The 25,466-nt window shown below is 60.1% G+C and carries 17 protein-coding genes; 5 read left to right on the forward strand and 12 right to left on the reverse strand.

Annotated features, from left to right (window positions below; translation table 11 throughout):
- Positions 1-74 precede the first annotated feature (74 nt).
- From ACQ4WY_RS16120 to ACQ4WY_RS16130, 3 genes are all read right to left on the reverse strand, one after another.
- A complete protein-coding gene (locus ACQ4WY_RS16120) occupies positions 75-803 on the reverse strand; it encodes an ABC transporter ATP-binding protein (RefSeq protein WP_436504897.1) in 729 nt (242 codons plus the stop codon).
- On the reverse strand, positions 803-1,573 hold the full coding sequence (locus ACQ4WY_RS16125; protein ID WP_035823437.1) for an ABC transporter ATP-binding protein: 771 nt from the start codon (positions 1,571-1,573) through the stop codon (positions 803-805). The genes ACQ4WY_RS16120 and ACQ4WY_RS16125 overlap by 1 nt, the downstream gene beginning before the upstream one ends.
- 143 nt (positions 1,574-1,716) lie before the next feature.
- Complete coding sequence (locus tag ACQ4WY_RS16130) at positions 1,717-3,342, reverse strand: GMC family oxidoreductase (RefSeq protein ID WP_436504898.1); 1,626 nt, start codon at positions 3,340-3,342, stop codon at positions 1,717-1,719.
- A gap of 1,459 nt (positions 3,343-4,801) precedes the next feature.
- On the opposite strand from ACQ4WY_RS16130, the gene ACQ4WY_RS16135 reads away from it, so the two are divergent.
- On the forward strand, positions 4,802-5,560 hold the full coding sequence (locus ACQ4WY_RS16135) for a 5'-methylthioadenosine/adenosylhomocysteine nucleosidase (protein ID WP_436504899.1): 759 nt from the start codon (positions 4,802-4,804) through the stop codon (positions 5,558-5,560).
- A gap of 109 nt (positions 5,561-5,669) precedes the next feature.
- Here ACQ4WY_RS16135 and putA read toward each other — a convergent pair whose 3' ends face one another.
- Positions 5,670-9,323, reverse strand: coding sequence for a trifunctional transcriptional regulator/proline dehydrogenase/L-glutamate gamma-semialdehyde dehydrogenase (gene putA / locus ACQ4WY_RS16140; protein WP_436504900.1), 3,654 nt, complete (start codon positions 9,321-9,323; stop codon positions 5,670-5,672).
- Positions 9,324-9,529: 206 nt separating this feature from the next.
- On the opposite strand from putA, the gene ACQ4WY_RS16145 reads away from it, so the two are divergent.
- Both ACQ4WY_RS16145 and ACQ4WY_RS16150 read left to right on the forward strand, forming a co-directional pair.
- The gene (locus ACQ4WY_RS16145; RefSeq protein WP_010393827.1) at positions 9,530-9,985 is read left to right on the forward strand and encodes an Lrp/AsnC ligand binding domain-containing protein; all 456 of its coding nucleotides are present in this window, start codon (positions 9,530-9,532) and stop codon (positions 9,983-9,985) included.
- Between the two features lie 202 nt (positions 9,986-10,187).
- Entirely contained in the window at positions 10,188-11,747 is a 1,560-nt protein-coding gene (locus ACQ4WY_RS16150; RefSeq protein WP_436504901.1) for a methyl-accepting chemotaxis protein, read from the forward strand.
- Between the two features lie 52 nt (positions 11,748-11,799).
- Here ACQ4WY_RS16150 and ACQ4WY_RS16155 read toward each other — a convergent pair whose 3' ends face one another.
- Positions 11,800-12,780 carry a LysR family transcriptional regulator gene (locus ACQ4WY_RS16155; RefSeq protein ID WP_034752642.1) on the reverse strand — a complete coding sequence of 327 codons (981 nt, stop codon included), beginning with the start codon at positions 12,778-12,780 and terminating at the stop codon, positions 11,800-11,802.
- 192 nt (positions 12,781-12,972) lie between these two features.
- Between ACQ4WY_RS16155 and ACQ4WY_RS16160 the strand changes: the two genes are divergently transcribed.
- Positions 12,973-13,278, forward strand: coding sequence for a hypothetical protein (locus tag ACQ4WY_RS16160; RefSeq protein ID WP_034783860.1), 306 nt, complete (start codon positions 12,973-12,975; stop codon positions 13,276-13,278).
- 63 nt (positions 13,279-13,341) lie between these two features.
- On the opposite strand, the gene ACQ4WY_RS16165 is transcribed toward ACQ4WY_RS16160, so the two are convergent.
- The 5 genes from ACQ4WY_RS16165 to ACQ4WY_RS16185 form a co-directional block, all read right to left on the reverse strand.
- On the reverse strand, positions 13,342-13,938 hold the full coding sequence (locus ACQ4WY_RS16165) for a chalcone isomerase family protein (protein ID WP_436504902.1): 597 nt from the start codon (positions 13,936-13,938) through the stop codon (positions 13,342-13,344).
- A gap of 106 nt (positions 13,939-14,044) precedes the next feature.
- The gene (locus tag ACQ4WY_RS16170; protein WP_077398358.1) at positions 14,045-14,311 is read right to left on the reverse strand and encodes a YfhL family 4Fe-4S dicluster ferredoxin; all 267 of its coding nucleotides are present in this window, start codon (positions 14,309-14,311) and stop codon (positions 14,045-14,047) included.
- Positions 14,312-14,325: 14 nt separating this feature from the next.
- Positions 14,326-14,823 carry a pantetheine-phosphate adenylyltransferase gene (gene coaD / locus ACQ4WY_RS16175; RefSeq protein ID WP_034752633.1) on the reverse strand — a complete coding sequence of 166 codons (498 nt, stop codon included), beginning with the start codon at positions 14,821-14,823 and terminating at the stop codon, positions 14,326-14,328.
- Between the two features lie 100 nt (positions 14,824-14,923).
- Positions 14,924-15,583: a 16S rRNA (guanine(966)-N(2))-methyltransferase RsmD gene (rsmD, locus tag ACQ4WY_RS16180; RefSeq protein ID WP_436504903.1), complete on the reverse strand. Its 660-nt coding sequence runs from the start codon at positions 15,581-15,583 to the stop codon at positions 14,924-14,926.
- Positions 15,584-15,780: 197 nt separating this feature from the next.
- Entirely contained in the window at positions 15,781-16,686 is a 906-nt protein-coding gene (locus ACQ4WY_RS16185) for a DUF6279 family lipoprotein (protein ID WP_436504904.1), read from the reverse strand.
- Positions 16,687-16,713: 27 nt separating this feature from the next.
- Between ACQ4WY_RS16185 and glmU the strand changes: the two genes are divergently transcribed.
- Complete coding sequence (gene glmU, locus ACQ4WY_RS16190; RefSeq protein WP_436504905.1) at positions 16,714-18,090, forward strand: bifunctional UDP-N-acetylglucosamine diphosphorylase/glucosamine-1-phosphate N-acetyltransferase GlmU; 1,377 nt, start codon at positions 16,714-16,716, stop codon at positions 18,088-18,090.
- 429 nt (positions 18,091-18,519) lie between these two features.
- Here glmU and ACQ4WY_RS16195 read toward each other — a convergent pair whose 3' ends face one another.
- Positions 18,520-20,190 (reverse strand): ShlB/FhaC/HecB family hemolysin secretion/activation protein, encoded by a 1,671-nt coding sequence (locus tag ACQ4WY_RS16195; RefSeq protein WP_436504906.1) that lies wholly within the window; start codon positions 20,188-20,190, stop codon positions 18,520-18,522.
- A 34-nt stretch (positions 20,191-20,224) separates the two neighbouring features.
- A complete protein-coding gene (locus ACQ4WY_RS16200) occupies positions 20,225-25,183 on the reverse strand; it encodes a YDG domain-containing protein (protein WP_436504907.1) in 4,959 nt (1,652 codons plus the stop codon).
- Between the last annotated feature and the right edge of the window lie 283 nt (positions 25,184-25,466).

Raw genomic sequence — 25,466 nt, forward strand, 5'->3', positions numbered from 1 at the left:
TTGGGATTATTGTTTGCTATTCAGTCGATTGCTGGACAATGACGCGTACCAGATATACGCGTACTACTTGGGGACTACACGCCAAGCAACTCGGTCAATACCGGCATCTTGGCCTCCAGTTCGGATGCAGCAAAAGTCTCGACGATCTGACCGTGCTCCATCACATAAAACCGGTCCGCCAGCGGCGCGGCAAACCGGAAATTCTGTTCTACCATGACAATGGTGTAGCCCTTCGCTTTCAGGGTGGTGATCATGCGCGCCAGCCCTTGCACGATGACGGGCGCCAGGCCCTCGGATATTTCATCGAGCAGCAGCAGCCGCGCGCCAGTGCGCAAGATGCGCGCCACGGCCAGCATCTGCTGTTCCCCGCCCGACAGGCGCGTGCCCTGGCTGTGGCGGCGTTCCTGCAAATTCGGGAACATGGCGTAGATTTCCTCCACCGACATGCCCTTCTCGCCGCTGGCCAGGGTCGGTGGCAGCAGCAGGTTTTCCTCGGTCGACAGCGATGAAAAAATGCCGCGCTCTTCGGGACAATAACCGATGCCCAGGTGGGCGATTTTGTGCGTGGCCAAACCTATCGCTTCGACGCCGTTGACTTTGATGGACCCGGTGCGCGCGCCCGTCAAGCCCATGATGGCGCGCAAGGTGGTGGTGCGGCCGGCGCCGTTGCGTCCCAGCAAAGTCACCACTTCGCCCTGCTCCACTTTCAGGTTCACGTCGTGCAGGATGTGCGATTCGCCATACCAGGTGTGCAACTGTGCAATTTCCAGCGCGGGTGCGCTGCGATTCACTTGTGTCGCCATCAATGCGCCCCTTCCAGTTCGGCGTGGGTGGTGCCCATGTACGCTTCCATCACTTGCGGATTGCGCGACACTTCCGCGTAACTGCCTTCGGCCAGCATGGCGCCGCGCTGCAGGACGGAAATCTTGTCGCAGATGCCGGAAACCACGCTCATATTGTGTTCCACCATCAAAATCGTGCGACCGGCCGATACCTTCTTGATCAGTTCCGTCACGCGGTGCACGTCTTCGTGGCCCATGCCCTGCGTTGGTTCATCGAGCAGCATCATTTCCGGCTCCATCGCCAGGGTGGTGGCAATTTCCAAAGCCCGCTTGCGCCCGTACGGCATGTCGACCGTGATGGTGTCGGCAAACTCCGTCAGGTCGACTTCGGCCAGCAAGGCCATGGCGCGGTCGTTGAGCTGGTTCAATGCACGTTCGCTTTGCCAGAAGTGGAACGAGGTACCCAATTGGCGCTGCAAACCGATACGCACATTTTGCAGCACGGATAAATGCGGGAAGACGGCGGAAATCTGGAAGGAACGGATCACGCCCATGCGCGCGATCTGGGCCGGTTTGGCGGCCGTGATATCTTTCCCATTGAACAGGATCTGTCCGGAAGTGGGGACCAGGAATTTGGTGAGCAAGTTAAAGCACGTGGTCTTGCCGGCGCCGTTCGGGCCGATCAAGGCGTGGATATGGCCCCGCTCTACCTTCAGGTTCACCTCGCTCACAGCGGTGAAACCCTTGAATTCCTTGGTCAAATTTCTTGTTTCCAAGATTACGTTTGACATCGTGTCTCCTAGTTGTACTTTTTGTACTACTTAGTCATTTTTATAATACACAACTTAAATTTAACGCACAATACAGTATAACTACGGGGATTTTGCGCCAGCCCGAATGGCGCAAACTCGCGCCTTTACTCAGCTATTTCCTGCTATTTCCAGGCCGCGTGTATCATTTGCGCCGCTTTTTCCGCGATCATCACCGTCGGCGAGTTCGTGTTACCAGAAGTAATGTACGGCATGATCGATGCATCGACGACGCGCAAGCCCGCCACGCCGATCACGCGCAAGGTGCTGTCGACCACGCTGGAAGCTTCGCTGGCCAGGCCCATGCGGCAGGTGCCTACCGGGTGGAAGATGGTGGTGCCGATCTGGCTGGCCGCCTGCGCCAGTTCTTCCTCGCTCTGGAATTGCACGCCGGGCTTGTATTCCTGCGGTGCAAACTTTTTCAGGGCCGGCGCGGCGGCGATGGCCCGCGTCAGGCGCAAGGCGTCGGCCGCCACGGCGCGGTCCTGCTGCGTACTGAGATAGTTAGGCATGATGTTCGGCGCCGCATAGCTGTCGGCCGACGCGATATGCACATGGCCGCGCGAGGTGGGACGCAGATTGCAGACGCTGGCCGTAAACGCGGGAAACGCATGCAGCGGTTCGCCGAATTTGTCCAGTGACAGCGGCTGGACGTGGTATTGCAGGTTCGGCGTGGCTTGCTGCGGATCGGACTTGGCGAACGCCCCCAACTGCGACGGCGCCATCGACATGGGCCCACTCTGGAACAACGCATATTGCAAACCGATCTGCATCTTGCCCAGCATATTGCCCGCCATGACATTCAGAGTTTTTACTCCCTGCACTTTAAAGACCATGCGCAGCTGCAGATGGTCTTGCAGATTGCCGCCCACGCCAGGCGAGTCCAGCACGGGAACAATCCCATGCTGCTGCAACAAGGCGGCCGGACCGATGCCGGACAACTGCAGCAATTGCGGCGAACCGATGGCGCCTGCCGTCAGCAAGGTTTCCCGCCGGGCCGTCGCCCGCCACTGCGTGCCGCCGCCTGTAAATACGATGCCCGCGCAGCGCGGCCCCGACTCCGTCGTTTCCAGCAGAAGACGTTCCACGTGGCAGCCCGTCATGATGGTCAGATTCGGGCGGCGCGATGCCGGTTTTAAAAACGCTTTCGAGGTATTCCAGCGGATGCCGCGGCGCTGATTGACGTCGAAATACGCACTGCCGCTATTGTCGCCGCCATTGAAATCGCTGGTTTTCGGGATGCCGACCTGCTGCGCGGCGTCGCGGAACGCGTTCAGGATGTCCCACGACAGCCGCTGTTTTTCCACGCGCCATTCACCGCCCACGCCATGGTTTTCCGAGGCGCCGCCGTAGTAATCCTCGCTTTGTTTAAAGAGCGGCAAGACCTTGTCCCAGCGCCAGGAAACGTCGTCCGTCAGGTCGGCCCAGTGGTCGTAATCGCCAGCCTGGCCCCGCATATAGATCATGCCGTTGATGGAGGAGCTGCCGCCCAGGACTTTGCCACGGGGATAGATCAGGCTGCGCCCGCCCAGTCCCGCGTCCGCCTGCGTGGAATACAGCCAGTCCGTGCGGGGATTGCCGATGCAATGCAGATAGCCGACGGGGATGTGGATCCACACGTAATCGTCCTTGCCACCCGCTTCCACAAGCAAAACGTTGGCGTCCTTGTCGCGTGTGAGCCGGTTGGCCAGCACGCAACCTGCCGTGCCACCGCCCACGATGATGTAGTCGTATTCGCCTGCCGATTCCAATGAAGCTCCTTTCGGTATGCCATCAAGCTGTCGCGCGGCGTGTCTCCCCGCCGCGTTCCGCTACCAGAGTCTGTCTTTCTTCATGCATGCATGGCTGCTGAGCCGTATTGAGATTACCACCAGTGCCGGACCAGGGCGACATTAATCGTGACCGGCGATACGGGCAAAGGTCAAAAAGAACATAAAAATTGGGGCTGCAAGCTGTGGATAACCGTATGGATATCCACAGGGACGATATGTGTGTAAACGAAAATTTTTTTCAGCGACTTTTTTTTGTCCAGAAACCGTCCCAGGCAGATACAACGCTTACTCAGCGCTTATCCGTACGCCAAGCGATTGTTTACAAGGATAAATCGGGACTTATCCACAGAAGATGCGCCCGTTAACTACTATTACTATTCTTGTATACGAACTTGTTAAGGTAAACCCGACAAGCTCGCTTCCCTTGAAGAAGGTTCGCAAGCCTGTCTTCAAAAAAAAACCGCATGCGGCTTCTGTTCTCAAAAAAATCGAGCCAACAACTGAGCAACGAAAACCCGCACGGCGGGCATCACGCGCACTGCACTGCCAAACCGTTTTGCAAAATAGAAACGTCAACAGACCTGACCAGGCACAGTGCCAGCAAGCGGTTTTATGTGGGAAAGAGGGAAAATTTGAGACGATTGTGGATAAGTCACTTGATATCCACAGGATGACTTGTGAGTAAACACGAAGTTATGCGCAGGCTCGCATTTTATACAATTTTGCTCCTCGCGTGATACAGCGATTATGCACGCTTTATTTTGCGCGTAAACGATTGATCCTGTTGAAAAAAAGCGACTTATCCACAGAAAAAAACGCGTTTACTATTACTACTATTTTTATATATAGATCTATTGTAAACCGATAAAAAAAGCGGAAGTGCGGGGATATTTTCAAAAAGTATGCAAAAACCGTCAAAAAAAAAAGCCAACGGCACATCCAGATCCACTGCAAAACCGTCTTCCAGGAATCACCTGGATACCAAGGTCCGTGAAAGAACAACGCTCGTGATTGCTCAACCTGGATTGCCAGGCAAGGATCAAGGCAGACGAAGCACGTCAAACATGCCACTACAGCAAGAAAAAACGTGATTTTTGCTTGATGCTGTGGATAAGTGCCTGCATATCCACAGGATGAGATGTGGGAAAAGTCGATCTTTGTCCACAGCCCGATTTTTATCCCAAACAAGTCCTCCGTAGATACAATGCTTGTGCGCCTACTTTTTTGAGCACTAAGTCGATGATTTTTCGACGGTATACCGACTTATCCACAAAAAAATGGCCGTTTACTATCACTACTATTTTTATGTATACATCTTTATTTAAAACACAGAGACAAACGCAAACGGTGGAAAAGTCACCGAAATGGTTGTTTTCACTGTGTAATCCGTCTGGCAATCCCAAAAACCTGTAAAAACAGTATGAATTCACACAAAAAAATGCGTTTAGGCATCATCAGTGCCTTACATGAAGAACAGCAGGGGCTGGTAGAAGCCATGCAAGGCCCCCAGAGGCATTCGCACGGCATGCGCGACTACACCCAGGGGACCCTGTGGAATATCGACGCTGTGTGCGTCCTGTCGCGTCTGGGCAAGGTTGCCGCTGCCATGACAGCTTCTATCCTTGTGGAAAAGTACGGAGTTACCCACATCGTCTTCACCGGCGTGGCCGGCAGTGGGGATAAACACGTGAAAGTGGGCGACATCGTGGTGGCCGAAGCGCTGCTGCAACACGATATGGATGCACGCCCTCTGTTTCCCCGCTTCGAAGTACCGCTGACGGGATTGCAGCGCTTTGCCACGGACCTGGAACTGAGCACGCAACTGGTTGCCGCCGCGGAAGATTTCCTGCGTGATGATGTTTCCAGCGTACTCAAGGCGGCCGATATCGTGGCATTTGGCTTGCAGCACGCGCAAGTGCACCGCGGCCTGATCGCCAGCGGCGACCAGTTCATCAGCAGCGCCGCGCATGTGAATCAGCTGAAAGAAGATCTCCCCGACCTGCTGGCCGTAGAAATGGAAGGCGCCGCCGTGGCGCAAGTGTGTTTTGAACTGGGCGTACCGTTTACCGTCATGCGCACCATTTCCGACAACGCCAACGAAGAGGCGGCCGTCGACTTCATGCGTTTCGTGCAGACCGTCGCCTCGCCATACGCGTTTGCGGTGATCCAGCAATTGTGCCAGCGCCTGGCTGGCTGATTTTTCATCACGCGTGCATAAAAAAAGGGCAGAACCACTGGTTCTGCCCTTCTTATTGAATGTACGGCCAGGCAATGCAACAACGCCATGGACTTTTTCTCAGGTTCCTTTAGACACTCAGCATCATTAAACTCGCATTTCCACCAGCTGCCGTCGTATTCACGCACAGCGCCCGCTCAGCGACCAGGCGCCACAGGGGGATGACACCCTCCTGCGTGGTGGCGATGGTGGCCACCAGGGCCCCTTCCCGGGCCGCCAGCAGCGGTTTGAGCTGGCCATCGAGGCTAGGCTCGATCATGGCGATCTGGAAATCATGCTGGACCGACTCCAGGCTGGTGACGACCTGGATGCGGTCCTTCAGCGCCGGTGGCAAGTCGCCAGGGATCAGATCCAGCGCTTGCGCCAGCACCAGGGCCAGGTTGCCGGTGGCCAAGACTGCTGCCAGCTGGTTCATCAGCGTGCCGGAGGTGGCGGCAGCGCACAAAATCGTGCCACGCGCGGCAAAGCTCAGGGTATTGCGCTCGCCTGTCGGGCCTGGCAAGACGGTGGTGCTGCCCAGCAAGGTGGTGCGCGCATAGTCTTGCGCCAGTTGCTCGATCTTGTCGTGGCCATGCATCTTCGCCCACACGGTCAGCGCGTCGAGCGCTGGCGGCGCCTGGCGCTGGTGCTGCGCGCCGGCCGGCGCATTGCGCTGCAGGCGTTTCAGGTACAGGGGCCCGCCCGCCTTGGGGCCAGTCCCGGATTTGCCTTCGCCGCCGAATGGCTGCACGCCGACGACGGCGCCGACAATGTTGCGGTTTACATAGATATTGCCCACGTGCGCGCGCTTGGTGATGAAATCGATGGTTTCATCGATGCGCGTATGGATGCCCAGGGTCAAGCCGTAACCGCTGTCGTTGATCGATTGCACCAGTTGCGGCAGTTCGGACCGCTTGTAACGAATCACGTGCAGCACGGGACCGAAAACTTCCTGCGTCAATTGCGCCAGCGACTTGATTTCCAGCACGGTCGGCGCGACAAACGTGCCTTTGACGGTCGGCAAATCGAGCGAATAGTGGTCGATGGCCATGGTTTTCATCTTGTTGATGTGCGCCAGCAGGTTACTTTGCGCTTCTGCGTCGATGACGGGACCGATATCGGTAGCCAGGCGGTCAGGATTGCCAACGCGCAATTCCTGCATGGCGCCTTTGAGCATGTGGATGGTCTTGTCGGCGATTTCCGCTTGCAGGAACAGCACGCGCAAGGCCGAGCAGCGCTGGCCGGCGCTATCGAACGCGGACGACATCACGTCCTGCACCACTTGTTCCGGCAAGGCCGACGAATCGACGATCAGGGCATTTTGCCCACCCGTTTCGGCGATCAGGGGAATGTCGATGCCTTCGGCCACGGCGCGCGTGGCCAGGTTGCGGTTGATCAATTGCGCCACTTCCGTCGAGCCCGTGAAAATCACGCCTTTGACACGCGCGTCATTGCACAGGCCGGCGCCGACGATCTCTCCGCTGCCGGGCAAAAATTGCAGCGCGCCGCGCGGCACGCCCGCCGCATGCAGCAATTGCACGGCGCGGTGGGCGATCAGCGGCGTTTGCTCGGCCGGCTTGGCCAGCACCACGTTGCCTGCCGCCAGGGCGGCGGCCAGTTGGCCCGTGAAGATGGCCAGCGGGAAATTCCACGGGCTGATGCAGGTGACGGGACCGAGCGCCAGGGTGTTCGGTGCGTGTTCCACCTGCGCCGCGTAGTAGCGCAGGAAGTCGACGGCTTCACGGATTTCCGCGATCGCGTTTGGCAGGGACTTGCCCGCTTCGCGCACGGCCAGGGCCATCAGCTCGATGTGATGTTCTTCGAACAGGTCGGCCGCGCGCTGCAGCGCTTGCGCGCGGATCGACGGTTCCGTGGTTTGCCAATCCATGGCATACGCGTTGGCGCTGGCCAGGGCCGTTTCCACGTCGGCTGGACCGGCTTCCATGACCTTGCCCACGACATCGTCGTGCTGGGCAGGATTGTGCAGCATGTGCGTGGGGCCATTTAGGCTGACGGCGCCATCGATCAGCGGCGCTGCCTGCCATGACTGCTGCTGCGCCAGGCCGGTGGCCAGGGTGCGCAAGGTGTCTTCATTCGACAGGTCCAGGCCGGCCGAGTTCCTGCGTTCGCTGCCAAACATGTCCAGCGGCAGCGGAATCGACGGGTGCGGCAAGCCGCCCTGCAGGCGCGCCTGCTCGAGCGGATCGCGGATCAGGCTATCGATGGCCACGCTTTCGTCGACGATCTGGTTGACGAACGACGAGTTGGCGCCGTTTTCCAGCAGGCGGCGCACCAGGTAGGCCAGCAGGGTTTCATGCGAACCGACGGGGGCGTAGATGCGGCACGGCTTGTCCAGGTTGTCGGGGCCGACGACCTGGTCATACAGCGTCTCTCCCATGCCGTGCAAGCACTGGAATTCATAGTCGGTAATGCCGTCGCGCTTCGCCCAGGTATAAATGGTCGACAGGGTTTGCGCGTTGTGCGTGGCAAATTGTGGATAGATCAGGCTGCTGGCGGCCAGCAGTTTTTGCGCGCACACGAGGTAGGAAACGTCCGTGTAGACCTTGCGCGTGTAGACGGGATAGCCTTCCTGGCCATCGACTTGTGCGCGTTTGACTTCCGCATCCCAATACGCACCTTTCACCAGGCGCACCATGAACTTGCGGCCGCTGCGGTGCGCCAGGTCGATCAGGAAATCGATGGCGAAGGGGCAGCGCTTCTGATACGCCTGCACCACGTAGCCGATGCCGTCGAAACCGGCCAGGTCCGCATCGAAGGCCAGTGCTTCCATCAGGTCGAGCGACAGTTCCAGGCGGTCCGTTTCTTCCGCATCGATGTTGAAGCCGATGTTGTACTGTTTTGCCAGCAACAGCAGTGCTTTGACCTTCGGCAGTAATTCTTCCATGACGCGGGTGCGCTGGGCGCGGCTGTAGCGCGCGTGCAGGGCCGACAGTTTCACGGAAATGCCGGGACCGTTGCGGATGCCGCGGCCGTTCGACGCCTTGCCGATCGCATGGATCGCCGTTTCGTACGAAGCGTAGTAGTTGGCCGCATCCTGTTGCGTCAGCGCCGCCTCGCCCAGCATGTCGTACGAGTAACGGTAGCCGCGCGTTTCGTTCTCGCGGCTGTTCTTCAATGCTTCTTCGATGGTCTGGCCCGTCACGAACTGGTTGCCCAGCATGCGCATGGCCAGGTCGACGCCCTTGCGGATCAGCGGTTCGCCGCCTTTGGCGATGAGTTTGGTCATGGCCGAACCGAGGCCCGATTCGCTGCTGGTACTGACCAGCTTGCCCGTAATCAGCAAGCCCCAGGTCGCGGCATTGACGAACAGCGACGGCGATTCGCCCAGGTGCTTGCGCCAGTCGCCCTTGCTGATTTTGTCGGCGATCAAACGGTCGGCCGTTTGACTGTCGGGTATACGCAACAGCGCTTCAGCCAGACACATTAATGCAACACCCTCTTCCGACGATAGCGAGAACTCGTGCATCAGTGCATCGACACCGGAGGCGCGTGTGCGTTTTTGGCGCACGTTCGATACCAGGCGGTGCGCCAGAGCTTGCCCTTCGGCTATCGTTTCGGTGCTGCTGGGGCGGACTTGTTGCAACAGCCACTGCACGGCGGAAACCTCATCACGCCTATAGGCGGCGGTGATGGCGGCGCGTTGTGGTGTCGCTTCGGGCAGGATTTCTGCCTGGAACGCAGCAAAAGGAATCGGGGTAAAAGCCGAGGGGCCTGCAGGGTGCATAAGTGCTCTTTACAAGGAAAAGGGGACGAAAACTGACGTAATTCTTGCTCTTTTTTGGTGCAAAAAAATACAGAAAGTCGGACGTTAAGATGATTCGATTGTAAAGGGGATTCTTATGGATTAATTCTGGTAATACAGGGGGCTAGCAATAGATAGTTTTTGATGCGACAATTTAACCAAATAATATTAATTTGGGGGTGATGGTAATGCTGGACAAGATCAGTAAGAAAATCTTGATGGAATTGCAGAGCGATGGACGCATCAGCAATGTGGAGCTGGCGGCGCGCGTGAACCTGTCGCCGGCTGCCTGCCTGGAGCGCGTGCGCAAGTTGCACGAATCCGGTTACATCATGGGCTATACGGCCCAGTTGAACCCGCAACTGCTCGACGTGTCGCTGCTGGTGTTCATCGAAGTGGTGCTCGATCGCACGACACCGGAAGTGTTCGATGCCTTCAAGCATAGCGTACAAATCATTCCGGAGGTACTGGAATGTCACATGGTGGCTGGCGGTTTCGATTACCTGGTCAAGGCGCGCGTCAAGGACATGGCGGCCTACCGCGAATTCCTGGGCAAGACGCTGTTGCAGAAAGGTGTGCGGGAAACCCACACTTATGCCGTCATGGAAGAGGTCAAAAACACCACCAAACTGCCAATTAAGTGACCTCGGTGTAGCTGTCCCACTTTTATGATTGAGCTATCGGAACAATTGTTGTAGGGTAGAACTACACACTGCTATCCGGTAGCCGCCTGAAACGCCGCGCAGACGTTACGTTCAGGGTGCAAAGTGGGCAATCGTGCCCACCCGCATATGGTTACAGCACGTCCCTTTCGCGGGACGTGCGGGTTCGCGCAGCGGGGGACAAATGAAGCAGTTGCAGCACCAGATGGTGCGTTTCCTTGTATTCACGATCCTGGCCATGGCCGTGGCCTGTTGTCTAGCTTATCTGCTGCTGCTATCGGGTGGCGAACATCCGTATCTGATCGCCTGCGTAGCTGCCGCCATCGGCGCCGCGCTGCTGGCGTTTGCCGGCCGTCCGCGCGGCGAACCGGGCTTGCACCAGTTTGCCGATACGGTCGGCAACGCCATCGACGCCATCATGATAGGCGCGGCGGAAACCTCGTATTTTGTCGATTCCGTCAAACAGAAGGTGGAACTCGATGTGCGTACGGCCAGTGACATCGCCGACAGTTCCGCACAAAATGCCATGATGACGGAAAAGATCGCCGCCAATGCGGAACGGGCCGCCAAGGTGGCCGCCGGCGTGCGCGTGGAAAGCGTGGCGGCGCGCGCCGAAGTGGATCAGGGGCTGCGCCGCATCAATATCGCCCGCGAAGAAGCGCAAGGCGCCTCCAGCACCATGCTGAGCTTGCAAGAAAAATCCAAACGCATCACGGGCTTTACGGAAGCCATTTCCGATATTTCCGCGCGCACCAACTTGCTGGCGCTGAACGCTGCCATCGAGGCGGCGCGCGCCGGCGAACACGGGCGCGGTTTTGCCGTGGTGGCCGGTGAAGTGCGGCAATTGGCGCAGCGCACCAAGGAAGCCTCCGATGAAATCAGCGTGATGGTGCGCGAAATCAATGAACAGTCGGAAAAAGCCGCGCGTGGCATGAGTTCGCTGGCGGCCGGTGTCACGGAAGCGGCGCGCAATGTGGAAAGCGTGCACGCCTCGCTCAGCCATATCGAGGAATCATCGGGCGTGTCGGAAGATGCGATCGGGCAAATCGCCCGCGCCTCGCGTGAACACGTCGATACGACGCAGCTGATCGCCGACGCCATCCTGCAAATCCGCGACAGCATGTTGTCGACGAATGCCGAATTGCCGCGCGCCACGCAGTCGGCCATGGCTCTGGCCGAGCGGGCCGAAGTGATCGCCGGCGCCCTCGGCGAATCGAGCGTGGCCACGCCGCACGACGAGATTCGCGAGGCGGCACAGCGCGCCGCACGGGAGGTCGGCAAACTGTTCGAGCAAGCCATCGCGTCGGGCCGCATCACGCGCGAAGCCCTGTTCGACCGCCATTACCGGCCCATCCCGAATACCAATCCGCCCAAGCACAACACGAAGTTCGACGCATTTACGGACAAGGTGCTGCCCGACCTGCAGGAAGGCGTGCTGGCCGCCCTGCCGCACCTGGCGTATGCGGGCGCCGTCGACAACAATGGATATTTTCCGACGCACAACAAGAAGTTTTCCCAGCCGCTGACGGGCGACTACGCCACCGATATGGTGAATAACCGCACCAAGCGCATCTTCAGCGACCGTACTGGCAAGCGCTGCGGCAGCAACACCAGGGCGTTCCTGTTGCAGACCTATAAACGCGACACGGGCGAAGTCATGCACGATTTATCCGTGCCGATCCACGTCGATGGCAAGCACTGGGGCGGTTTTAGAATCGGTTATCGCTCCAGCAGCCACGCATGAAAAAAACGCCTGATGATTCATCAGGCGTTTTTTTCTGGTGCTGGCAGATCATTTATTCAATATGCGGCTTGGGCGCCACGCCGCCGCCGGCCGCCGTCGCCGTGCGCAAGGTGGGCGTGTTCATGCTTTCCAGGTGGTTGCGCAGCCATTTGTGGGCGGGGCTGCGGGCGTCGCGCTCGTGCCACAGCATATCCAGGTGAACGGCTGGCAGGGTCAATGGCAGATCCTTGTACAGCAGGGACTCCGTCATGCCCGTCGAGGCGATCAGGTGGCGCGGCAAGACCGTGATCAGGTCGGAATTGGCGACCACGCGCCCTGCCGTGAAGAACTGGTTGACCGTCAGCAAGATGCGCCGTTCGCGGTGGATCTGCGACAGGGCCTCGTCGATCAAGCCATGCGCGCGGCCGGAAAAGCTCACCAATAAATGGTTCGCCGCGCAGTAGTTATCCAGCGTCAATTCCTTGTCGGCCAGCGGATGGCCGCGCCGCATCACGCACACATACTTGCCGGAATACAGGCGTTCGTGGCGGATGGGTGAACCCGTTTCGCTCGACAATTGCGCCGCCACGCCCGGAAAGAAACCCACGGCCAGGTCGATATCGCCGCGCAGCAGCATGGGCCGCGGTTCGCGCGTGGTCAGCGGCATCATGCGCACGTTGACGCCCGGCGCTTCCCGTTCGATCGAACGCATCAGGGAAGGCAGCCAGAAGGCGGCCGTCGCATCGGCCATGGCCATGCGGAAAGTGGCATGGGTCTTCGACACATCGAAGGTTTCCGGCGTGACGGCCGCTTCCAGGCTGGCCAGGGCCGAGCGCACGGACGGCCACAACGCTTCGGCGCGGGGAGTGGGTTTCACGCCATACGCCGTGCGGATCAGCAATTCGTCACCGAGGCTCTCGCGCAGGCGTTTGATGGCGTTCGATACCGCCGGCTGCGTCATCGCCAGGTGGCCGGCTGCGCGCGTCAGGTTTTGTTCCGTCATGACGGCGTCGAAAACACGCAGCAAGTTCAGATCCAGCGTCAGAAAACTCATGGAAAGCCCAAGATAAAAGTTGAATTGATTACTTCAGAGTGTAAACCGCGCCGGGCACGAATATTTTCACTCGTCAAAAAATATTACAGTTTTCCATTCACGATTCATATAATTGGTATCAAGAAATGGAATTAGATTTATATGTTGCACTGCACTATAGTACTGGCAAATTCTATAATGCACTGGAACAGTATGTCTACCTTCGCCTCCGCCCTGTACGCAGTATCCGCACCCGTGCTGGAGATTTCCCTGCTGAACGCCCTGCAACTCGTGCTGGTGATCGTCGCCGTGGGCGCCTTCGCCCTGCTGTTCAAGCCTTTGCTGGTGGGTATCGCCCGCGCCATGGTGCTGCTGGTACGTCCCAAGCTGAGCCGCGAAGAGCGCCTGGCGCGCCAGCAGATGCGCGAAGCGCAAGCCTTGAAGCGCACCCTGGGCAAGATGGATGGTGTGTCGCCAAGTAATGCCGCCGAGCTGCGCGCCCTGTCGACGCGTGCCTGAGCGATCAACTGTTGCAGATGACAAGCCGGCGTGAGCCGGCTTTTTTTACGCCCGTGTTTTGCTTCAGCTCATATCGCCCAGCAAATGCGCGCGCAACAAGGTGTCGGCCGGATGGGCGCCGATCCAGATTTTCAGCAGCGCATTGTAAAAGGCCAGGTCAGGCACCGTCTCGCCCACCTGCTTGCCGTTCAGCTTGCACAACGTCCCCTCTTCCGGCAGCCAGTCCACGGTCAGGATGTCGCCCTTTTTCAGGCCGGGCACCATTTCAAACATGGCGCCGAACTGCATCGTCTGGCTCAGCAGGCGCGTGCGGTCGGCCTGGTCGGAACTGCGCTTCAAGCCTTGCATGAAGGCTTGCCCCAGCTCGTCAGAAGTGATGTCGCGCAGCATGACGATTTCCAGACGGCGCGGCCCGGGCAGCGCCAGGATGTCGGCCAGCTGGGTTTTCTTTTCCGGCAGGTACAGCGCAATCGTGTAGACCTTGAAGATGACCTTGTAGCGCACGCCTGCGCCGTTGAGTTTCAATTCGCGGCTGGCCAGCTGCACCGTGTCGTCCAATTTGACGCCGCCCACTTCGACGGCCAGCGCTGGTTGTGCCACGACGGCGCACAGGCAGGCGGCAGCCAGGGAGCGGCCCAAGCGGGATGTGCTTATTTGCATCTTCTACCTCCGTGGAAACCATGGGCTGTGGATAAGTCAGCACACAGTGTAGAACAGTTGGTAAAAGAGGGCCGCGCGTGGCGGCGGTGAGGGGGACGAAGAGCGCTCAGGCCTTGGCTGCGGGCAGTTCAGCCTGCAGGCGTTCGTATTTGGCCATCAATTGCTCCGGGCTTTCGCGCCAGGCGGGATTGAAGGGGATGCAGCTGACGGGGCACACTTGCTGGCATTGCGGCTCGTCAAAGTGGCCCACGCATTCGGTGCACTTGTTGGGATCGATTTCGTAGATTTCCGCGCCCATGTAGATCGCGTCATTCGGGCACTCGGGCTCGCAAATGTCGCAATTGATGCATTCGTCGGTGATCAGTAATGCCATGATTTCACTCTTACTTATTGCGATGATGCAGCGTTGGCGGCAATCTTGTTTTGCAGCCAGCGGTTCACCGAGGGGAAGACAAACTTGGAGACGTCGCCGCCCAGTGCCGCGATTTCGCGCACGATGGTGCCCGAGATGAACTGGTACTGGTCGGAGGGCGTCAGGAACATGGTTTCGACATCGGGCAGCAGGTAGCGGTTCATGCCGGCCATCTGGAATTCATATTCGAAGTCGGAGACGGCGCGCAAGCCGCGCACGATGACCCGCGCTTCGTGCTTGCGCACGAAATCCTTGAGCAGGCCGGAAAAGCTTTCCACTTGCACATTCGGGTAATGGCCGAGTACTTCGTTGGCGATTTCCAGGCGTTCGTCGAGCGAGAAAAACGGTTGCTTGTTCTTGCTGTCGGCCACACCGACGATCAGCTTGTCAAACAGACCCGATGCGCGGCGCACCAAATCTTCATGACCGCGCGTGAGCGGATCGAATGTTCCTGGATAAACGGCTACAACCATTGCGGCTCCCTAACGATGCACCAATATAGACGCGCATTATGCCTGAAATTGGTGCTGCGCCTCGGGCCAGGGAGCCTTTTTGCCTCATTTATAGGCAGATTCAGGCAGTTGCCGGCACTTTGTTGTAAGTTAGCAAATGATAATAAACGGTGCCTGCCTTGTCGGCACGGATGACTTCCCACGGCGCCATCCACTCGGGTTTTTCCAGTTCGCTGCTTGCATCGAAGACCAGCGGCAAGCCCGATTCCGCATACACCATGCCACCTTCCTTGAGCAGGTTGGCGCACAAGGGCAACACTTTGGCGAGGAAATCCTGCTGGTAGGGCGGATCGAGGAAGATCAGGTCGAAACGCTGGCCGCGCGACGCCAGGCCTTGCGCCGTCAGCAGGGCGTCGCCGCGCAGCAGTTGGACATTCTCGGCGCGCAGTTTCGCCTTGTTTTCTTCCAGCTGGCGGATCACGGGTGTGTGCGTATCGACCATGGTAACGGCGGCGGCGCCGCGGCTGGCCGCCTCGAAGCCCAGTGCGCCGCTGCCGGCGAACAGGTCCAGCACCTGGGCGTTGGCCCAGTCGCCGTCGCGCAAGTGATTGATCCAGTTGAATACGGTTTCGCGCACGCGGTCCGGCGTCGGACGCAAGCCAAGTGCTTGCAAAACAGGCAGCACGGAGCGCTTCCACTGGCCGCCGATGATGCGCACCTGGTTCGGTGGCGGCGCGTGGTGGACGGGGACTTTGGCGGGTTTTTTAATTTTCTTTTGCATGGGCATTTAAAACACCTAACAAAACCTACTGCGCGTCGCGATTTGCGGCCTGCGATGCTCACTGTGCATTCGCACAGCTGCGCTTCTTAGCCACAACTCACTGCCGCTCGCTACGGTTTTGTTAGGCGTTTCATTTCTTCAATTCGATGGCGGCCACTATAGCATATGGCCCCCTCCCCCCTGCTGGCGCTGCCTCTCTATTTGGGTTGCGTGGCCAGGGAATTGAAATCGTCGATCCAGCCCTGCATGCGCTTGACGGCGTGGGCCTTTTGCGCCGGCGTGGCGATCTTGATCACCGTCAAGACCATCTGCGCCGTGCTGCTTTCGTAGGCATCGAAGAAGGCCTTGCGCTCCGAATGTTCGAGGCGCTCGAAACTGTCCTTGATCAGGGTCGTGATCAAGGCCGCGGCCGCTTCCTTGCCGAGTTTTTCCTGATGGACTTTCTTGACCAAGTTCAACACATTCTGCTGGCGCCGCATGCGTTCGTCGAGCCAGATCTCATTGTTCAACGGGCGCGCGTCGGACGCCTTGCGGATGAGGGCTTCCTGCTCGCTGCTGAAGCTGCCGAACCACAGTTCGAATTGCTCCATGGCTTTTTTGTAGCGCAGCTTCTGGCGCTTCTCCTGGTCGCCGCTCAGGTATTTTTTGCGGTAATCCTCATTGTTCGACTTGAACTTCTTTTCCATCTGCGCGATCTGCTCGGGCTTGAGCGAGCGCGCCAGGTCGGCCAGTTCGGGCGCCGCCTTCAGCAACAGCGCCTGGGTGCGCTGCTTGATCTCGCTGTAGTCAGCCATCAGGTCCGCCTGCGTGGTATTGCCTTGCAGCTGCTTCTGGCCCGTGCGCAGGATTTCCACGTAATCCTTCAATTGCGTCTTGCGGTGCCAATCGAACATCTTGTCGATGTCGTCGCGTACCCAGCCCTTCTGGTCGCGGTCCAGGTCGACATACGCGTTCAGCCACCAGTACAGCACGGTATCGCCATTGTTGTAGGCCAGGCGCAAGCCGCTGCAGCCGGCCATGACGACGAGCATGATGGCCAGCATGGCATAAGTAAAACGCCCAAAGGGCGTGGAAGACGGGGCCTGCGTGTTAAACTTTTTCATATTCTTAACTTATAAAAATTACGGTCTATGAACGTTGTCATTCTCGCTGCCGGTATGGGCAAACGCATGCAGTCGGCACTGCCCAAGGTATTGCACCCGTTGGCGGGCAAGCCGCTGTTGTCGCACGTCATCGACACGGCGCGTGGCCTGGCGCCGTCCCGATTATGCGTGATTTACGGGCATGGGGGCGCAGCGGTGCTGAAGTTGCTCGACGGCCACAACGCCAGCCATGCCGTGCAGATCGATGCCGCTGAGCAGGCGCAGCAACTGGGCACCGGTCATGCCGTCCAGCAAGCGTTGCCTTTGCTGGATGACAGCGTGCCAACCCTGATCCTGTACGGCGACGTGCCGCTGACCAGCGCCGCTTCTCTGCAGCAGCTGGTGCAGGCGGCCGGCAAGGACAAGCTGGCCATCTTGACTGTGGAACAGGGCGATCCCTTCGGCCTGGGCCGTATCGTGCGCGAGAACGGCACCATCGTGCGCATCGTCGAGGAAAAGGATGCCACGCCAGAAGAGCGCGCCATTCGCGAAATCAACAGCGGCATCATGGTCGCGCCTACTGTTGCACTGAAGCAATGGCTGTCGGCCTTGTCGAATGACAATGCGCAGGGGGAATACTATCTGACCGATATCGTCGCGCAAGCCGTCGCCGATGGCGTGGCCGTCACCTCGGCCCACCCGGCCGCCGTGTGGGAAGTGGCGGGCGTCAACAGCAAGGTGCAGCTGGCCCAGCTGGAACGCATTCACCAGACCAATATCGCGCAAGCCTTGCTTGAGCGGGGCGTGACCTTGCTTGACCCGGCCCGCATCGACGTGCGCGGTGAACTCATTTGCGGCCGCGATGTCACCATCGACGTCGGTTGCGTATTCGAAGGCCGCGTGGAACTGGGCGACGGCGTGCGCGTGGGCGCCAACAACGTCATCATCAATGCCACCGTGGCGGCTGGCGCGCACATCAAGCCGTTCTGCCATATCGAGGACGCCATCGTCGGCGCCGCCTCCATCATCGGCCCGTACGCGCGTCTGCGCCCGGGCACGGTCCTGGCGGAAGACGTGCATGTGGGTAACTTCGTCGAAGTGAAAAACAGCCAGATAGCCGCGCACAGCAAGGCAAATCACCTGGCGTATATCGGCGACGCCACCATCGGCTCAAAGGTCAACATCGGCGCCGGCACGATTACCTGCAACTACGATGGCGTGAATAAATTCCGTACCGTCATCGAAGACGACGCTTTCATTGGCAGCGACAGCCAGCTGATCGCGCCCGTCACCGTCGGCAAGGGCGCCACCCTGGGGGCCGGCACGACCTTGTCGAAAGATGCGCCGGCCGGCAAGTTGACTGTTTCGCGCGCGCGGCAAGTGACCATCGACGGCTGGACGCGTCCCGTCAAGATCAAGAAGTAAACGGGACATCAGTTCTTGTACACAGGCAGGCCACGTGGCCTGCCTTTTTGTGTGTGGATAACTCTGTGGGCAAGCCACTGCACAAGTAGCGGATAAGCCTGTGCGCAAGCCTGCGCATAAGCTGTTGGTAAATCTGTCAATTCGGCCTGCCATGCATACGTTGATCCATTTTCTCCCGATTTCAGCCAGCTGCGATGGTCGTAATGGCGTTTATCCGCGCATTGTGGATAAGTCTGTGTGTAGGCCTGCGGATAAGCGCTGGATAGTCCGGGTATAAGTGGGGATAACTGTCTTTTTACTACCTGCTTCCTGCTGTTGCTGTGGGTAAGTCTGTGGAAAAGCCCAGTACAGGCGGTGGATAGTTGGTGGGTAAGTATTGCGTTTGATCAAATGACAGCCGAAAGCTGGCTTTCGGCTGTCATTGCCGCATCAGAAGCGGCGATTGAGTTCCACCCACAGGCGGGCCGAACTGCGCGAGGCAAGCAGGACAGGCGTGCCGCCGACCGGCTTGGCGACGTACGCACGGGCATTCCACTGCTGCCCGCCGACCCAGTTCACGCCCAGCCCGGCGCCGTGCAAGCGCGCGCTGTTCGAGCCAGGTGTCCATTGCTGCTGGTTCACCGTCACGCGCGCGCTGTCGATGAAGGCCACGGCCTGCCATTGTCCCGCGTCGCTGGCGCTGAGTTCATGCCGCCATTCGGCGCTGCCAAAATAGCCGAGGTCGCCAGCGGCCACGCCCACGTCGTAGGCGCGTACCGTGTACGGCCCTCCCACGCTCATCTTTTCGGATGAATCGAGGTTGCCGTCCGCCCACTGTCCGGCGAACGCCAGATAGACGGCATTTCGCTGGTCCAGGTTTTGCAGGCGTGACAGGTTGACGTTCCATTTCGCGTACGCGCCATGGCTGCGTGCGCTGAAAGTATCGTTCAGGCGCGCCAGCGGGTCGCTGATGTCGAGCTTGCCAGCCGTCGCGGCCACGCTCCAGCTGGTGATGGCGCCAGCCAGGGCAGCATCGCGCACATCGCCGCTGAGAGTGGCGCTCAAGTTATCCAGGCGGCGGTCACTGCGCATGGCGCTGGCATCGATGCGGTCGCGCAGATGGACCTGGTCATATTGCAGCTGGACATACATATTCGCCTCGCGGCTGCGCAGCAGCGGATGGCGCAGCCAGCCACTGGCGACCTGGGCTGTGCCATGCGCGTGCAGCGGGCGCATGGCGCCTTCCAGGCGGTAGCGCAGGGCGGACACGGCCACCCCGGCGCGCGTGCCGGAACCGTTCAGCAGCAGGTCATAGCCGAGACGCGCATAGGACATGCCCTTGCCCGAGCTGAGCACGCTGGCGCTGGCCACGTCGCCCTGGTGCAGCGGGTTGTAGAGGTATAGCGTGGCGCCGGCGCGGGCGCGGCCCGTGTAGCGGTTGCCATTGTTGTCGAGGAAAGCATTGCCGGCCACGCCAGGGCCGGACCAGGCATCGACCAGTAAATCGGAGCTGCCGACCTCGGCTCCGGGCTTGAGCGTGGCCGTGACGGCGACATTCGGTATGTCGGACAGCAGCAGCAGACTGCGGTCGAGTTCCGCCTGGCCAATGGTCTGTCCCGTTTGCAGCGGCGCCAGGGTGGCGTTCAGTAAGCCATCGCTGACGTCGCTGCGGTTGTCCACGGCTACCAGGCCATAGCGCGCTTCGAGCACCTCGATGCGCACGATGCCCTGGCGGATGGTTTGTGCTGGCACGATGGCGCGCGCCAGCGGATAGCCGTTGACCCGGTAGTAACTGGTGATGCGGGCGGCCAGTTCTCCCAGCTGCTCCAGGGGCAGCGCCTTGCCATGGGCGTCGGCGACGAGCGCCAGCAAGGTGGTCGTGTCGAATGCGCTGTTGCCGGCAATATCGACTTGCGTGACGAGAAATGGCGCGCTGGCGGGCAGCGGTGCCCCCTCTTTCTGTTCGATGCGCAGCGCTGGTGCGCTGGCGGGCGCGTTGGCGGGCGAGGCCGGTTGCAACTGGCGCAGGATCGCGCCAGCATCGGGCACGGCCGGGGTGGTTTGGGCTGCGGCGCATGGCGCGAAGGCCAGCAGCAGCAGGGACAGCAACGGTTGTTGCATCAGATGACGCGGAATCGATGAATAAGTCATGGTGTTATTGATTTACGTTGAGCATGTTGGCGGGCAGCTTGACGCCGCCCAGGACGACTTGCAGTGCCGGGCCGCGGCTGCCGATCTGCATGGAGGTATTCGGCAAGGCATTGCTGGCGGCACCAGTGCTGGCCGGGGCGTCGGTCTGCGTGACGGTGATGGTGGGCGCGGCAGCCAGCGTGCCGGGACGGCTGCCGGCAAAACTGCCCAGCACTTGCGCCTGCAGCTGCACCACGGCAGCCTGGGCCGGCGGCGGCAGGCTGGCTGACGTCAAGGTCAGTGCGCTGGCATTACCCTCGGCTTGCACGAAGGCATAGTCGGTCGAGCTCAGGCCGCTACCGGTGATGGCATAGTTGCCGGCAGGACTGCTGGCCGTGGCCGGGCTGGTCCAGGCAACGGCGCCGCTGGTGGCGTTTGCCAGGGTATCGCTGCCCAGCAGGCCGTTGACCTTGCCGCTCAGGCCATCGGGCGCGCGGCCACCTGTCAAGCTGGCGGCGGCGGCCGTATACTGCAAGCTGGCCTTGGCGATATCGGCCGTGATGTTGCCCGGTTGCACGAGCTCATAGTTGGCCGCGTCCGCGCCCTGCAAGGTGTAGCCATCGACGATCACGGTTTTACGGTTGCTGGCATGCTTGTCGGCAAAATGCGCAGTGCCGCCTGCGACGCGCAGTTCGTCGTCGCCCAGCGCCTGTACCTTGGCCATACCTGTCAGGCTGGCGCCGGTGGTGGCGTCATAGACTTTGTTTGCTGCACCCACGCCGGCGACGGTGAGGCTGACCTTGCCGATGTCGGCAGTAACGTTGCCTGGCTGCACCAGCACGTAGTTGGCCGCATCCGTTCCCTGCAAGACAAAGCCATCGACAATGACGGTCTTGGCGTAACCTGCGTTCTTGTCGGCAAAATGCGCAGTGCCGCCCGTCACGCTGAGCTGGTCGTTGCCCAGCGCCTGCACCTTGGCCGTGCCCGTCAGGCTGACGCCGGTGGTGGCGTCATAGACTTTATTGGCTGCAGCCACGCCGGCGACGGTGACGCTGGCCTTGCCGATGTCGGCCGTGACATTGCCTGGCTGCACCAGCACATAGTTGGCCGCATCCGCGCCCTGCAAGGCAAAGCCGCTCAGGGTGACAGTCTTGCCCGTGCCCACGTTTTTGTCGGCAAAACGGGCAGTGCCCCCGGCCACGCTGAGCTGGTCGTTGCCCAGCGCCTGCACCTTGGCCGTGCCCGTCAGTGTGGCTCCCGTGCCAGTGTCATAGACTTTATTGGCAGCCCCCACGCCCTGCACATTCAGCGTGGCGCGGGTGATGGTGGCGCTGTGCCTGCCGCCGTCCAGCGTGTAGTTGCTGGCCTTGCCCGTGCTGCCGTTAGCCAGCACCAGCGTACCGTTAGCCATGGTCTTTTTTCCACCTGCGTTTTTGTTGTCGAGGATACCGCTGCCCGACAGCAGCAGGTTCTCACCTTGCACCAGGCCGTTCAGTGCCAGCAGACCGGCCGCCATGCCGGTGCTGCCGTCATAGGTGCGCGTGCCGTTCAGACTGATGACGGCCTGCTTGATCGTCAGGGCGCCCGCCTGCAGATCGATGTCAAAACCTTGTTGGCCGGAATACAGGTAGGTGCCAACGGCGTTGTAGAGACCGGCATCGCGGATGGCGCCGTACAGGCTAGTGCTTGAGGAAAAGATTTGCCCGGAATCGGCAGCGCCGGCGACCGAATAACGGACATTGGACAGGCCTCCCGTATAAACTTTGCCATCGTAGGTCTTGCTGACAGCATCCGAGGTGACGGTCAAAGCTGTCAGGAAGCTGCGCAGCAGTGGCGCTGTCTGGCCTTCATAGATGCGCCAGACGGCACCGCTGCCGGCGCCCGTGGCCATATCCCAGCCATCGAAACTCGATTTCGAGTGCAGTTGTGCATCGCTCAAGGCGCGCACGTTAGTCTGCGCGCCGCCACCGTTGCCGATGCCCGAGGCGTCGGCAGTACTGCTCCAGAAGCTGTTTTTTACCAGGCTGAAGTTGGTGCCGATCAACGCGCCCTTGCTGGTCTCGCCCTTGACCATACCCGTCGCGTAAGTGTTCTCGACGGTACCGCCCATGCTGAGCCCGACCAGGCCGCCCACGGACGTGACGCCGCTGACGGCGCCGCTGGCGTAGCTATTGTTGATATTGCCTTCGTTCGTACCCAGCAAGCCGCCCACGGACTCGCGGCCATTGACCGTTGCGGTACTGTAGCTGTTGGAAATGAGGCCCCTGCTGTAGCCTGCCAGGGCGCCGACGTGGTTGACGCCTTCAATGCTGCCGCCCAGTAAGCCGATATTGCTGATGACCGAGGCGCTGTCCGCATAGCCGAACAATCCGACGACATCGTAGTCGGACACCATGCTTAGTGCGCTGATGGTATGGCCCTGGCCGTTCAAGCTGCCGGTGAAGGTATTGCCTATGCTGCCGTTCGGGCCGTTGGCCATGCCGACAGGAATGAAGCCGTTCTTTCCCCATACTCCCTTGCCGCTCGCCGTGGCGCCGGCATCGATGTTGGCACCCAGCACATAGCTGTCATTCAGTCCCATGGACATCAATTGCAGCTGGTGTGCGTTGTAGATGGTCTTGGAATACTCGGATGCGAGCATAGGATAGGTACCGCCTTCGCTACCGCCGACATTATTCAAGTTGCCATCTATGTTGACCAGCACCCAATTGTTGCCCTGCGCGCCAGGGGTGGTGGTGAAATTGAATCCTGTAAAACTGCTGGCCGTGCGCATCTGGGCTTCCGTCAGGCCGGTGCCGCCCTGCGAGGTCGCCTGGCCGGTACCGTCCATGGACCAGTAGCTATTGGTCGTGAATCTGGCATTGCCGTTGCTGCCGATCAGGCCGCCGATGTTTTCGCCACCGGGCGTGATGATCAATCGGCCTGCCGCGTAGCTGGTGTCGACCAGCCCGCCGTTGCGGCCTATCAAGCCGCCTATGCTGGTCTTGCCCGTCACGCTACCCGTGGCATAGCTGTTGCTGATCTTGCCGTTATTGATGCCCGCCAGTCCGCCCGTCTCGGTATCGCTGCTGACGGCGCCCGTGGCGTAGCTATTCATGATGGTGCCCGTATTGCGCGCCACCAGTCCGCCACTGATGAGCCTGCTAGTGACGTTAAGCGAGGCATAGCTGTTCTTGATGGTGCCCCGGTTGTCGCCGACCAGGCCGCCGCCGTAATAGTTGGTCTTGATGTGGCCGCCGTTCAAGCCCACGTTCTGGATCAGGGCGTCTTTGGTCGTGATGGAAAACAAGCCGCTGCCGCCAGTATCCCCCGACATCATGTAGAGGTGATTGATCGAATGGCCCAGACCATCGAATACGCCACTAAAGCCCGCTGCCCCGCCCAGCGGCGCGAAACCCCAGTCCCACCAGTTGGGACCCCATGCTGCAGAGGCAGAGATGGAGGCATCGATGTCACCGCCCAGTACAAAATTGCCGTTCGGCTTGCCGTTGATGCCTTGCAAGTCGGTCCCCGTGACACTGCGGTAAGCGCCCAGCTGGGTGATGACAGTATAGTCGGTGCGCACGCCGTCGTAGCCCAGCTTGGTACTGAAATTCTGCCCGGCGGGCAAACTCACCTGCGCGCCGTTGCCTAGTTGATACACCGCCGTGTTGCCGGCGGCGGCGGCGCCTTGGCCGTATTCCAGCGCCAGGCTGGCCGTGCCGGAGGCATGCAGCGTAGCGTTGATATTGACGTTGCGCTGGGCGTTCAAGGTCAGCTTGTTGGCCGACCACTTGACGCTGTCGTTGACGTTGACGTCGCCGCCAGTGCCGCCCATGCCATTCGTGCTTTGGACCAGAATATCGTTGTAATGCAGCATGACCGACAGGGTACCGCCGTTGAGATCACCACCGGTGGCGGCGATGGTGAAGTCGACCGGGTCGATCAGCCAGGTGCCAGTGCGGCCCAGCGGAGCGGCCGTGCTGATGTGGACGTTGTCGTCGATCTTCACGTGGGCGGCGCTCGTTTCAATGAAGCCGCCATTGCCGCCCGCAGGCGCGCTGGCGTCCAGGGTACCGGCCACGCGGGTGGTGCCGGCGCGCATGCCGCCGAGCAGCACGATGCTGCCATCGTGCTGTTCCACGCTGCGCGCTTCGATGACGCCGGTGTTGTTGACGACGCTGGCCAGCAGGGAGTCGCGGGCGCCCGCGCTCATCAGCACCTGGCCACCATCGGCGCGGATCAGGCCACCGTTCTCGGCCAGATTGTTCAGGGTGCTTTGGTCGATCTGCAATTGCAGCAGGCGCGCGCCGTCAAAGCTCAGGGTGGCGGCGCTGCCGGCGCCCAGGGCAACCGTGCCCAGGCGTGCCGAAATGCTGCCCTGATTGCTTACCTGCCGGCCCAGCAGGGCAATATAGCCGCCCTCGTTTGCGCGCAGCGTGCTTTCATTGACGACCCGGCCACTACCATTGCCACCGAACGCGTGCTTTGAGCCGCCCAGGCTGGCGTTGTCGACGTCGAGCGTCGTGGCCACCAGGCCACCCACATTGACTTGCGCGCCGCGGCCGAACAGCACGCCGTTCGGATTGATCAGGTACACCTGGCCGTTTGCGTTGACCCGCCCCAAGATCTGCGTGCCGTTGCTGTCGAAGATGCGGTTGACGGCCAGTGCGCTGGCCGAGGGCTGGACGAAGTTGACGGTTTCATTGGCGCCCACGTTGAAACCGCTCCAGTTCAGCGCCGCCTGCTGGCTCGATTGCCGGATGGTGGTGCTATTGCCCTGCTGGCTGATGCTGGCCGTGCCTGCCACCACCTGCCCGCCCGTGGGAGCGGCCAGCGCCGGGCCCCCCAGCGCCAGCGCCGTCATGGCCGCCGCCGCCGCAGCGAGCTTGCGGCGGCTACCCTTGCCGCGCCCACGCGACGTTTCCGCAACGGCGACCCAGGCGTTCAAGACGTGGCTCCAGACGAGGCGGTATATATGGTTCAACGATCCGTGACGGTGCATGCTATCTGTCCTTGTTGATATGAATAGGAAATACGCCCGCGCGCCAATGCGCCGGAGGCCGGGCTGGCGGGAGCTGGAAATGGGGCAAAACGGATCAGGAAAGCGGCGCCAACAAAGAAGGGCAGGTGATGTGGCTGGCGAGTCGGTGGCGGTGCATGTTTTCCCTGTACTTTGCGTGGTAGCGCGGACGGCGTCCGTCGCGGCTCTTTTTATTGCTTTTTTAAATACAATAGTTGCAAAAAGCTACAAAAATTTCTGAGTGGAAAGATAGCAGAACAGGGAA

It is taken from the genome of Janthinobacterium salmonicoloratum (assembly GCF_051380845.1).
In the GTDB taxonomy this organism is placed as follows: Bacteria; Pseudomonadota; Gammaproteobacteria; order Burkholderiales; family Burkholderiaceae_D; genus Janthinobacterium; species Janthinobacterium lividum_F.